Source organism: Pararhodobacter sp., from assembly GCF_034676545.1.
In the GTDB taxonomy this organism is placed as follows: Bacteria; Pseudomonadota; Alphaproteobacteria; order Rhodobacterales; family Rhodobacteraceae; genus Pararhodobacter.
Map to the genome: position 1 here is coordinate 44,991 of NZ_JAUCBZ010000010.1, position 11,726 is coordinate 56,716.

Below are 11,726 nucleotides of genomic sequence, written 5' to 3' on the forward strand. Positions count from 1 at the left end.
GTTTATGTGCAAGCCATGAAAAGCACGATTGTGATTCTCCGCTTTTAAGGAATCCACACTTACGGATTTCATTAATTACACAAGAAAAGACGAAATCCCGATGAATGAGTTAAAGATAACGTGGTTTTAATTGTGCCGCCAAACGACGCTTCTGTCTATGCAGAAGCGACCCGTACAGCGCGGCCGGCCACCCGGCGCCACCACCTTTGATGCCGAACTGGCCCAGGCCTTCGGCAGTGCGGTGCGTGCGCTGCGCACGGAACGCGGCATTGCCCAGGAAATGCTGGCGAACCTCGCGGGCATCGAACGCTCGCACCTGGGCAAGATTGAGCGCGGCGAGCACATGCCCACGCTGGCGATTATCTTCAAGATCGCCGAAGCGCTGGAATGTAGCACGGCAGTGCTCATGACCCAGACAGAAACCCAGCTTACCGAAGGTAAGGTTTAACCATAAGGCCTGTGGGGGCTGTGCCGCCATAGGCCTTTGAGTGGATACGCCCCGCCAAAAGGCGGGGCGTAGGGCTTTAAGCCGTTTGCGGCTTGCTGCGCGTCCACAGCAGGTCATGCGTGCCGTCCTCGCCTTCGATCAGGCGAGCATAGACGGTGGCCGCGAATGAGGGGTCATCCAGCGTCACCGACAGGTATTCCCGCCCGGCCTCGCTGGTTTTCTTCCACGCCGCGCCGATGTCATAGCCGGCGGCCTGCAGGCGGAAGTCGGGGGCTTTGCCGTTTTCGCCCTTGTCGTTGGCGACCAGCTTGACCTTGACGTTAAGCGTCAGGGTGCGCAAGGTGCCGGTGTAGCCGTTGGTATCTGCGGTGAAGGTGCCGATGGTAGCCATGGTGATACTCCTTTCAGGAATTCAAGGTCGCGCCAGTGCGTCCTTGTTGTGATCCGGTCGGCGGGGGTGGGCGGGCTGCACCGCGCCAGCGGCCGTAACAGCGTGGAGGGCCGGAAAGCACACAGAATTTGCCTCGCGAGGAATGCGCGTAGCGCAGGGGAAATTGTTTGTGCTGGACGGTTGCGGCCCATAGCCCAAGGCGCAGCCGTCCCCCGCCAGGATTCACGACAAGACAAGGACGTACAGGCCGACCCTCCTGCAAGGAGAGATGGCGAACTCGGTTTCACCGCATATACGCTCGACCGGCCAGCGCCCTGATGCGGGCAAGAACCAGGCTGCCGATGTGGGGCGAAAACCTCCCCGCCGCACGCTGCGGCGCTGCCTTTGAAAATGTGGTGTGGAAGCTTCATAAGCCAGGCTGGGCGGCATGTTGGTAAACCGCCCCTCGAGATGTCCAGACAAACAACCGCCAGCATCGAGGACTGCACGCTTGCGTGCAACCTGCGCCAGCAAGCCAAGGCGTAGCTTTGCCCGCACCGCCTGTGGCGGGGCGCCATATAGAAGAAGCCGCAAGCACTTGAGCCTGCTTATCCGACAACCGCACAGGACATTGCGCCCTGTGCGGTTGTCGGGGCTTTACATCTGCCCCTGCTCTGCCAGTGAAACCGTGCTGGCCGCCGTCACGATGACATGATCAAGCAGCCGTACGTCTATCAGCGCCAGCGCGTTTTTCAGATGCTTGGTCAGGTTCAGGTCCGCGATGCTTGGCTCGGTTGAACCCGACGGATGGTTATGCGCCATGATGAGCGCGGCAGCGTTCAAGCGCAGCGCCGTTTTGACGATCTCGCGGGGATAGACGCTGGCCTGGCTCAACGTCCCCGGACCCTGCTCGATATAGCGAATCGGCTTGAAACGTGAGTCAAGATACAAGAAGGCAGCACATTCGTGTCCCAGCCCGGCCAATTTGGCCTGAAAAAACTGCTTCACCTTGGTCGGCTGATCGACCGGCGAAGATTGGGAAACCAGACTTTCCGCAGCGGTACGGCCCGCCGCCAGAATCTGCTCGTCGCTGGCCAACTTGTAGCGGCCACTGGGACTGCGTACATACAGGGTGCATGCCTCGTCCATGTTGTCATAGCTCAGTGCGGCGATGGTGTTGTTCATGATACTCTCCAGTGTTCAGGGCGGGATTGCCCGGAACCCGAAGGCATGGCGCAGCGCAGGTTTCAAGGGTCGAAGACGGCCAGCGGCCGCAAGCGGCGCCCACGGCGACGCGCCGCCCTTGAAAATAAGAACGGCATGACACAATGACCGGAAGCAAAACAGCCCCCACCGTGTCACTGGGTGTTGCGTTGTCACCCTCTGCGTGAAACGCAGCCAGACAGTAATCGTTGCGGATCGCGCAACGTGCAAGCGAGAGTGCACAGCGCCACCGATGCGAAGGCGTGAGGGATTGAAGCCGAATGGCCGTGACGGCAAGGTCGGCACGGGGCGCAGCCCGAAAGCCCGGCGGCGCGTGCGCCGACACGCACGGATTTATCCACAGATTCTGTGCGCAAGCCTGTGCATAAACGATGAAGACTTTATGACAGCCCTTGTCATTCCGTGCCTTGCGCCTGGATGGGCTGCTATTTGTCCATTGAGGTCAAAGCCGCCTGAAACTTGGTCGAGCACGCAGCGATGCTTTTGCCGACACGTTCCAGTCTCGACCGCTCAAAGAGTTACGCGGAAAAATTTGCTACGCGCTGCACTTCAACCGTGACATGCGACAGCTCGTGGATCGGTGCCAGCAGCGTCTTGTAGTCCTCGGATTCCTGGGGATTGCGGGCGATCAACGAGACGATGGCCGCAAAATGGCCGGGGCCAACCTGCCAGACATGCAGATCCGTTATCTGGTCGCCTGTTGGCTCCAACACTTCCCGGATTTCCTGCTGCACTTGCCCACTTTCAGTTGTGGCGTCAAGCAACACACTGCCGGAGTCGCGAATCAGCCCCCATGACCAACGGACGATCACCAGCGCGCCGACAACCCCCATGGCCGGATCGGCCCATGTCCAACCGTAGCCGCTCCCCACGAGCAGCGCGGCAATAGCCAACACTGAAGTCAGCGCATCGGCCAGCACATGCAAGTAGGCAGCACGCAGGTTGTTGTCGCGGCCTTTGCCCGGCGTGTGATGGTCATCGTGACTATGATGATGAACATGGCTGTGACCATGATGGTGGCCGTGGTGCTGATGTCCATGATGCGCGTGATCATCTTTCAGCAGCCAGGCGCACACCAGATTGACAACCAGCCCCACGACGGCCACCGCAATCGCCTGATTGAAATCGATATGAATCGGTTGGGTGAGCCGTATAAGGCTTTCCCAGCCAATCAGCAAAGCGATCAGGGCCAGCAGCACTGCACTGGCAAAACCAGCCAAATCACCCAGCTTGCCGGTGCCGAAGGAGAAACGCGGATTGCCCGCATGCCTGCGCGCGAAACGATAAGCCAGCACGGCAATCAACATGGCTCCGGCATGCGTGGACATATGCCAGCCATCAGCCACGAGCGCCATTGAGCCGTATAAGGTACCGGCAATGATCTCCACCAGCATCATGCCGGCCGTGAGGGCAATGACCAGCCACACCCTGCGTTCATTGCGCTGGTGGTCGCTACCGAGAAAAAAGTGATCGTGGCCCGGGGCCGGTATAGTATTCGTCGTCATCAGGATTCCTGTATATCGCAAGCGGCGTGCGGGCAAGGCGTCATTTCATGTAGGCCCGGATGACCGCAATCATTTCCTCGCCACCCTGGTGGCGTTCCTTGTCGGTTTCGGCCATCAGGACATGTTCGCGCAAGTGATCTTCCATCACCTCTGTCGTCAACCCGTTGACGGCACCGCGAACCGATGCGATCTGACGCAGCACTTCCGCACATGCCGCTTCCGAATCCAGGGCGCGTTCAATGCCTTCCAATTGCCCTTTGATTCGACGGACGCGGGAGATCAGCTTGTCTTTCTGGCGGGACGTATGGGACATGAAAATCAGCCATTCAATATAGTATAGGGGGTTATATTATAATGAATTGCGAATTAAGCAAGAACCCAGCGTTGGCGCACGGCTGTTTCAACGCCACAGATCACCGCGAAGACGGTGATCTGCTGATTTGGTTTGGTTGTTGGCTCCGGGCGCGGCGATGCAGCGCCCGGATTTTTGACCACCGGCCCCAATGACGGAACGGAGTTGGGGCCGGTGGGATCTGAACCGATGAAGACAGCCAGCGCCCCGGCTGGAACCGGGGCGCTGGCCTATCGTCAAAGTTATGCGGCGACTACATCAGCGGGCTCAATGGCAGTGGGCGTTCCGCCATCCTCGGCGGTTGCGCCGTCTTCGTCTGTCGCCATATCCTGCGGGCCTTCAACCCGGAAAATAGCGGGCATCCATCCCGACCCGGCCACCAGCCGTTCCGCTTCGCTGGCAATATCGGCTTTTTTCAGCTTCGCCAGCCGGGAAACCTCATCGGGCGCGAACTCGCCCGCGGCATCAAGAATCACGGCCTTGGATACATGCTTGAAATAACCCTCGGCAGTCGGCTGCCACCATGCCGCCATGTCCAGTCCCACGGCCTGCGCCAGTGCCACACCCGGTTGCTGCGCGGTAGCGCGAGGCGTGACAACATCCACGCTTGCCGCCGCGCACACCGCCAGCAGCCGCACCAGTGCATCTTGCGGTTTTGCCAGCAAGACAGCGAACAATTCGGCGCTATCCTGCGGCAAGTCCTCGCCTATGGCTTTTTGCAGTTCGGCCAGCGCCACGGCGGAGGGAGATTCCGGCCAGTCCGGGGCCATGCTTTCCAGCCGGTCTTGCACGATCAGGCGTATTTCCAGCGGCAAACTATCACGATAGTAATACCCCTTTTGCAAGACCGTCTGCACCATGCCATGCACCACAGCGGCCAGGGCGGCTTGTGGATTCCGGGCCAGCTCGATTTGCAGCGCGGCGGTACGGTGGGCGCTCAAACGCTGCACCAGCCGGTCGGACAGGGAAGCGGCCTTGGGCTGCTCGTCGTCCTCGCCATCGCTGTCTGCATCATCCTCGCCACTGAAACCCTGCCGCAGCCGTTCCAAGGTGCGCAGTGCCTTCGCTTCGGCTTCGCGCATCAGGCCACGATGCACCACCATTTCACCTTGTCGGTCCAGCGTCACAATGGCACCGGCGGCGGCTTTGACGTTCGGGGCGTAATCCAGCAGGCGATCTTCCAGCGCCTGCAATTGCTCGCCCAGGCTGTCGCCTTCCTCCTGCAAGGTGTCGGCCTTTTCCTCGTCGTCATCTTCCAATGCGGCATCAATCGCTTCACCAATGGCCTGCATCTTGGTTTCCAGCTTGTCCATGCGGTCGCTTTCCCGCTTGGTAGGGTTGCGCCGCTCACGCGGGGCGCGTTGGAAGGCTTGCAGGTCTGCATAGGTCGCGGCAGCCGTGGCATCCACCCATGCCCAGCCCTCGGCCTTCACGGTGGCCGCGTGTTCGTCCAGCTTTTGGCGCACCAGCGTGTCCAACAGCGCCGCATCGGTGACATACACGCCGCGATCATCCTGCGCGAACAGATCACGGCGAATACCACCGCCTGCGGCTTCGTAGGCATCCAGCCCGGCGAAACGCACCAGCGCATGGCCTGCGTCAATCTCCCGCTCGGTCAGCCGGTCACGCAAAGCGTGCGGCTGGCGTTGCCATTCGGGCGCTTCATAGAACGCGGCTTCCTGCGCCGCATGGTCATCCGTGATGGCAAGCGCCATCAACTGTTCAAGGGTGACGGCATCGGCACGATAATCGGCCAGCAGACGCCGCGATACATTCGCCAGCTTCAAACGGCGCTGCACCACCAGCGGGGTCACGCTGAAATCAGCCGCGATGTCTTCGATGGGTCGGCCTTCGGCCACCAGCGCGGCGAACGCTTCAAACTGGTCTGCGGGGTGCATGGCTTCACGCTGCACGTTTTCCGTCAGGCTGACGGTGCGGGCGCTGGCGTCGGCCACCAGCAGGCACGGCACCGCCCAATCCTTCGGAATGCGGCGGGTCTTTGCCAGCAGCTTGAGCGCATCCAGTCTGCGGCCACCGGCCACGACTTCGTAATGTTCGCCGTCGCGGGCCAGAATGACGGTCAGGTTTTGCAGCAGCCCCACGCGGGCGATGCTCTCGGCCAGGGCATCAACAGACTGCCTGATCTTGCGTACATTGCGCTTGGAAGCGCGAAGCTGCGATAGTGGCACGACAATCCGGTTTTGCGCCGGGGCGGCGACTTCCTGCGTAGCGGTGTCGATGACTTGGGTTTCGGTTTGATTGATCGCGTTCATGGTGAAAACTCCTTGAGGTTTTGCAGTGCAGCCATGAAAAGCGCGGCAAGGGTGGCTGCCTGCCCCTGCCGCGTAGGGGAATCAGGCTTTCAACTGGCGCATACCCTCGGCCAGCAGCCACAGGGAACGGTTCAGGCGAATATCGGAATCAATGCCTTGCACGGCTCGGGTACTCTGGCGGCGACCGTTGGCGCTGCGGCCACGCAAACCGCCTTTAATCAGGTTTTCTTGCAAGCGATTAAAGGTCATCCACAGATCGGGGCGACGGTCATCAAACCGGCGCGGCATCAGAATCTGGCTTTCCGTGATGGGCGCGGGCTTATCCGGGTCGTCGTATTTCAGGGCCAGCGCTGCGCGGGCGAATACTTCGGCTTCGCCATCATCCAGTGTGATGGCCTGCATGGCTTCGCGGGATTCCTGCACCCGCTCGAAACCGTCCAACACTTCATAAGCGCCTTCGATGACTTGGCCGGTAATGTCGCCCTTATGGGGAATGCGAACATCGGCCACGGCATCGCCGCATACAAGGCCATTGCTGCACACGAAACGAAACGCCCCGGCCAACATCTGGTAGCTGCTTGTGCCATCGTGCGAGTTCAAAAGAATGATTTCATTGGCGATGCTGTCATTCACTTGATTGGCGTGGCGCAGGCGAATCATGTGCTTGGTATGTTCGCGTCGGTCTTCGTTGCGTACTCGGGTCTGCGTCACCATGAAGGGTTCAAAACCCTCTTTCCGTAGCTCCGTCAGTACCGCCGCCGTAGGGATGTAGCGGTAGCGTTCTGAACGGCTTTCGTGTGGGGCATCGGCATAGATGGACGGAACCACGGCCCTGATCTGATCGTCCGACAGCGGTCGGTCGCTGCGAAGCACCGGGGAATGGGAACCGAAGCGGGATGCAAGCATGGGATTTCTCCTGACAAAGAAGGGGTTTGCTGTTCACCGCACACCGGATTCCAAGATTCGGAAGCCCAAGCTTTTGAGCTGTTGATGTGCGGTCGGCACGAAGAACCCGGTTGGCCTCGTTGCCACCGTCTTTCCAGAGTTCGTCGCCCGCGACGGTCAGGAGCCCACGAACGTGGGCCGTCAAGGAAACAAGCGTCAGGTTGGTGCGGCCCACAGGCGCAGCCGAGGACACGGCCTGGCGCGCCTTGACGGCACGCGGCCACGGGCTACAGTCGCGGACAAGGTGATGAAGACAGGAAAGATGGCTGGGCAGGCAACGGCCAGGTCTTTGGTGTCGCCCGCAGGCAAGCGCCAGCGCGCAGGCCCGAAGCAGGGAAGCCGGGCCGTAGGCGTCAGGGATGTGGAAGGCTGGCCAAGGCCAGTCCCGTCAGGGATGAGTGATAGCGAACGTGGAGCAGCGCGGTGCGCGGAGCGCAGACGCTATGAGTTGATTGCGTGATGCATTGAGGACATGGAGCACCATCCCGTTTTTTTTTGATACATTTGATAGCCTGATTACTGGAATCGGCCATAAGTGCCCATCCAGGCGCAACAAAATTTGGACGTCCAGATATCCGTTGTATCTTGGAAGCGATCATTGGTAGAGACTCCTAGATTCAAGAGGACAAGTAAATTGCTCAACTTCGATAAAGCGTGGCGTTTCAAAAGCCCAGGGCCTATTCCGAAAAACGTTGTCCGCAATTTTTACGACTTGATCGAAAAAATCGCAGCGCAGGATGATATATGGCAAACGGTTGAGCGTTGCAAAAGCCGGTTCGGCGGAAATGGCCGAAGCAGCAGCTTGGATTGGGCGTGGAGCGATCTCTCTCGGTTGATGGATAACTCGGCTGAGAATGCGCCTGTGTTTATCGAGGCTTTTTGGAATTGCTGCGACGATCTCGAACAATCCGGCATGGGCGTACCAGACGTCCAAATCATCAATGCTATCTTGGCGGAACATGATGCGGGCTATGAAATACAACCGCCGGATTTAATCGCAACACGCACCTATACGCCGATCACGGTTCCGCGTCAGGCTCCATCGCTGGATGAGCAAGCCCGCGCGCTTATTAACGAGTGCTTGGCGGAATCCGAACGGCAGCTCGATATTGGTCAGGGCCGACGTGCGGTTCAAGAAATCCTCTTCCTTCTGGAATCAATCACTACAGCATTTCGAGGCTTAGGTGAGGACACAGTGACGATTCAGGGGAAGTATTTCGGACCGATCATTAACGAGATGAAAAAACGGGAGCGAGGCAAGGCACAGGAAAATATTATGACCTGGATGACGACCTTGCACGGCTACCTTTCATCGCCGACCGGAGGCGGTGTCCGTCACGGGACCGATCTCAAAGAAGGCATCGCAATCCAGCCGCACGAGGCGCGCCTGTACTGCAACCTCGCACGCAGCTATCTCACCTTTTTGCTGGAGGAACACGACCAACAGAGCAAGGGCGCGTCTTCGAAGCCTTGGTGCACCTACTAGCCCTCCACGATAGCTTCCAAGCGTCGCTGGAGCGTTTGACCTAAGACCTGGCGGCCCTCTGCGTTATTCAGGTACGCCACATAGCGAAGGTGGCGGAGATCAAACGGTATGTCGCTGGCGTTCTGGGTGATGAGAATAACTTCACGACCCAAGGTATGGGCTATACCAATTTCATAGAAGACGTTTGGGTTGCGATTTGTACAATCGCAGATAACAACGCGCGAACGATCGATCAAGGAGACGATATCTTGAATGATCGCGGGATTTTCCCAGATATCATCAGCGCGACGGCAGCGAAGTCCGACGACTTCTGCGGTCTGTCGAAGCGTTTCATAAACAGGCGTGAAGGGAGCGTCAAACGGCATCATGGCCGAAAGCAGCATTGGTTCGATCCGCTCATGCTCCGTGATATTGAATACGGAAGGACGCTGTCGACGCGACTGCGTATTTCGGATAAGAACCCTGTAAAGGTCCACGTCCTTTACTGCCCAATGGCTTCGAGAGAACTCGAAGTCACGAGGCATATCGAAATCGATCCTGTTCGCGAAAATTGCGCTGTTCAAGAGGGGCGGGATATCCATATCAAAGGTATATTCAATGGCAATTTCCCGCCCGACATGCCGAGCGCGCGTGATTGTCCCCACCCTGGCCAGCTGATCGCCAGTGCCCTCTTCCATGAAAACGCACGGCAGGCGGATAAGGCGGTCGAGGGCGATCTGATCACCATCACGAAAGGATGCAGCAATGTCACCGTCGGTGTATTCAAACAACCGATCAACCGGAACTGTGTCGCGCCCCGCGCCCCAGGGACTGTATTGCACCAACAGATTAAACAAATCGATTTCCTCACTGCCGTCGTTTTTTTGTTGATGTATACGGCCTATAAAAAACGAAAGCCGGCCCATCGTTCTAAGTGGGCAATTTTAATATGATAGCGAATGTTTTTTGTGGTCGCCCACTCCCCGCCCATTGCACTACCTGCTTTTGGCAAGCGCAGCGCGCAGGCCCACAAGGGCCGAAGGCATCAGGGGTCAATGCCGGATGGCCGGGATTCGGCACAAAGCGCGGGGCGCAGCCCGCGAACCCGACGGCGGCACGCCGGGATGCCAAGCTCAATCAACTTATCAGCGACACTATCTCCAGGCTCTCCTACGCCTATCTACGCCCACACAAGTTTCCTTAACGACGGGCTCCGGCAACAATGCTTCTATGTCATTTCAATCACCGGTATGGTGCCGGCACACAGGGAGAACGCCGTGAGCAATCCAAGCCGATGGGTACTCGTCAAGCGGTTTGCCGAAGTCACTGGCTACAGCGAGAACGCGGTGCGCCACAAGGTCAAAGGTGGAATTTGGCTGGAAGGTCGCATCTGGCGCAAAGCGCCGGATGGCCGCATCTTTTTGAACCTTGCCGAGTTCGAGCGATGGGTGGAAAGCACGGCGCACGCCAGATCCTTCTGAGTGACGATTGCAAGACATAAGCACCCGTCACCAATACGGAATGGCAGCTTTTGCAATACGACCAATGGTCGTATATAATTCGCGGACTGGGTGCATACGCGCAGGTTTCCACCATTCTTGTCTATGTCTGAATCGACGAAGCAGCAAAGCCCGCCGGTCGCCACCATTCGTGATGCCCGCATCGTGGCTGGCCTTACTCAAACGGAAGCAGCGCAAATTGTGCGGGTATCGCTGCGCACATGGCAGCGTTGGGAGGCGGGCGACCGTTCCATGCCTCCCGGTCTTTTCGAGCTTTTCATGCTCAAGACCGGCCAATGGCCCTTGAACGAACAAACGAAGGCGGAGTAAGCATAAGCAGCAGGAGCATCGTGATGGCAGTCGAAGCAGTAGCGAAGACCGGCTTCCCCGGCATCTGGATACACGGCAAATCGATCCGCGTGGACTTCATGCACCAGGGCGTGCGCCATCGGCATACGCTTGGGCTTGACCCCACCAAAGCAAACCTCAAGCACGCTGCGCGTCTGCGCAGTGCGGCCCTGTATGCGTTGCGCACCGGCACCTATAACGAAGCAGAAATGTTTCCACACACGCGCCCAGCGGAAAGCGCTGTCCAAACCAGCAAACGCCTGGACGACCTGTGCGACCGCTACAAGCCGCTCAAAGCGGTGGACATCACACCGGAAACACAGTCACGCTACGAGAACGCGCTAAACGTCTGCCTGGAGACGATCGGCCGCGACCGCCAAATCGACGCACTCAAGCCAGCAGACATCCAGCAATTGCGAGTCGATCTGATCGCCACCCGCGCGGTCTCTACTGTCAATCACTACCTCGCCACCTTCTCCGGCTTCCTGTATTGGTGCGAAGACAACGGATACTGCAAGGATCTGGCCAAGCATTGCACCCGCTTCACCAAAAGCCACAAAGACCCCGATCCGTTGAGCTTCGAGGAATATCAGTTGCTCATTGATAAAGGCTGCATACACCCGATTGACCGGGCAGCAGTCACGTTGTCGGTCTATACCGGGCTGCGCCCCGGTGAGTTGCTGGCATTGGCTGTGGAGGATGTAGCCGCCGACCTGAGCAAGATCACGGTACGCCGATCCATAACCCAATCCATGACCTTCAAGGTTCCCAAAACAAACAAGGAACGCACCGTCTTGCTGTTCCCACCCGCTCAAGAGGCACTGCGGGTGCTTATTGAGGGCGCCAAACATCGCAAGCCCGTTGATCTGCAAGTCTGGCTGAACCGCCACGAATCGCGTACCGACCGCGTGCGCGTTTTCCTATCGCCCAAGACTCAAGCACGCAGAAAGGAAGTCAACGAGTTCTTTGTGCCCAGCGCCTGGAATACCAAATGGGGCAATCTGATCCGGCGCGCGGAGATTCGCCCGCGCCCGCCTTATCAAACTCGCCACACCTACGCATGCTGGAATCTGACGGCTCGCGGCAACCTGGCCTTCATCGCTAATCAGATGGGCCACAATGATTACTCCATGCTCGTGCAAGTGTATGCCCGCTGGATAGACTCAGAGTCCCCCAGCGAGCTCGAACGCATCTGGGAGAGCATGCAAAACATGCGTCAAATCGTCCCAAATTTGTCCCAAGAAAACAGCGAAGAAACCATAACTAGTTGATTTATATGAGTAAAACTGATTTATCT

12 protein-coding genes are annotated in these 11,726 nt (G+C 58.4%); 5 read left to right on the plus strand and 7 right to left on the minus strand.

Features of this window, described 5'->3' with window-relative positions; genetic code table 11:
* Positions 1-157 precede the first annotated feature (157 nt).
* The gene (locus VDQ28_RS01605; RefSeq protein ID WP_180066109.1) at positions 158-448 is read left to right on the plus strand and encodes a helix-turn-helix domain-containing protein; all 291 of its coding nucleotides are present in this window, start codon (positions 158-160) and stop codon (positions 446-448) included.
* Positions 449-524: 76 nt separating this feature from the next.
* Here VDQ28_RS01605 and VDQ28_RS01610 read toward each other — a convergent pair whose 3' ends face one another.
* From VDQ28_RS01610 to VDQ28_RS01635, 6 genes are all read right to left on the minus strand, one after another.
* Positions 525-839 carry a DUF736 domain-containing protein gene (locus VDQ28_RS01610; protein ID WP_323034338.1) on the minus strand — a complete coding sequence of 105 codons (315 nt, stop codon included), beginning with the start codon at positions 837-839 and terminating at the stop codon, positions 525-527.
* A 636-nt stretch (positions 840-1,475) separates the two neighbouring features.
* Positions 1,476-2,003, minus strand: a complete 528-nt coding sequence (locus VDQ28_RS01615; RefSeq protein WP_416349340.1) for a JAB domain-containing protein — start codon at positions 2,001-2,003, stop codon at positions 1,476-1,478.
* A 557-nt stretch (positions 2,004-2,560) separates the two neighbouring features.
* Positions 2,561-3,547 carry a CDF family Co(II)/Ni(II) efflux transporter DmeF gene (gene dmeF, locus VDQ28_RS01620; RefSeq protein WP_323034339.1) on the minus strand — a complete coding sequence of 329 codons (987 nt, stop codon included), beginning with the start codon at positions 3,545-3,547 and terminating at the stop codon, positions 2,561-2,563.
* Between the two features lie 40 nt (positions 3,548-3,587).
* Complete coding sequence (locus tag VDQ28_RS01625) at positions 3,588-3,860, minus strand: metal/formaldehyde-sensitive transcriptional repressor (RefSeq protein WP_113933797.1); 273 nt, start codon at positions 3,858-3,860, stop codon at positions 3,588-3,590.
* 281 nt (positions 3,861-4,141) lie between these two features.
* A complete protein-coding gene (locus tag VDQ28_RS01630) occupies positions 4,142-6,172 on the minus strand; it encodes a ParB/RepB/Spo0J family partition protein (protein WP_323034340.1) in 2,031 nt (676 codons plus the stop codon).
* A gap of 81 nt (positions 6,173-6,253) precedes the next feature.
* Entirely contained in the window at positions 6,254-7,078 is an 825-nt protein-coding gene (locus tag VDQ28_RS01635) for a DUF932 domain-containing protein (RefSeq protein ID WP_323034341.1), read from the minus strand.
* 673 nt (positions 7,079-7,751) lie between these two features.
* Here VDQ28_RS01635 and VDQ28_RS01640 point away from each other — a divergent pair.
* The gene (locus VDQ28_RS01640; protein WP_211317249.1) at positions 7,752-8,603 is read left to right on the plus strand and encodes a hypothetical protein; all 852 of its coding nucleotides are present in this window, start codon (positions 7,752-7,754) and stop codon (positions 8,601-8,603) included.
* On the opposite strand, the gene VDQ28_RS01645 is transcribed toward VDQ28_RS01640, so the two are convergent.
* Positions 8,600-9,439, minus strand: coding sequence for a hypothetical protein (locus VDQ28_RS01645; protein WP_113933794.1), 840 nt, complete (start codon positions 9,437-9,439; stop codon positions 8,600-8,602). The two genes, VDQ28_RS01640 and VDQ28_RS01645, sit on opposite strands and share 4 nt — an antisense overlap.
* A 420-nt stretch (positions 9,440-9,859) precedes the next feature.
* Here VDQ28_RS01645 and VDQ28_RS01650 point away from each other — a divergent pair, with 420 nt between their 5' ends.
* From VDQ28_RS01650 to VDQ28_RS01660, 3 genes are all read left to right on the plus strand, one after another.
* A complete protein-coding gene (locus VDQ28_RS01650; protein WP_118994195.1) occupies positions 9,860-10,063 on the plus strand; it encodes an excisionase in 204 nt (67 codons plus the stop codon).
* A 123-nt stretch (positions 10,064-10,186) separates the two neighbouring features.
* Positions 10,187-10,411 (plus strand): helix-turn-helix domain-containing protein, encoded by a 225-nt coding sequence (locus VDQ28_RS01655; RefSeq protein ID WP_113933792.1) that lies wholly within the window; start codon positions 10,187-10,189, stop codon positions 10,409-10,411.
* 23 nt (positions 10,412-10,434) lie between these two features.
* A complete protein-coding gene (locus VDQ28_RS01660) occupies positions 10,435-11,700 on the plus strand; it encodes a tyrosine-type recombinase/integrase (RefSeq protein ID WP_218951472.1) in 1,266 nt (421 codons plus the stop codon).
* Positions 11,701-11,726 lie beyond the last annotated feature (26 nt).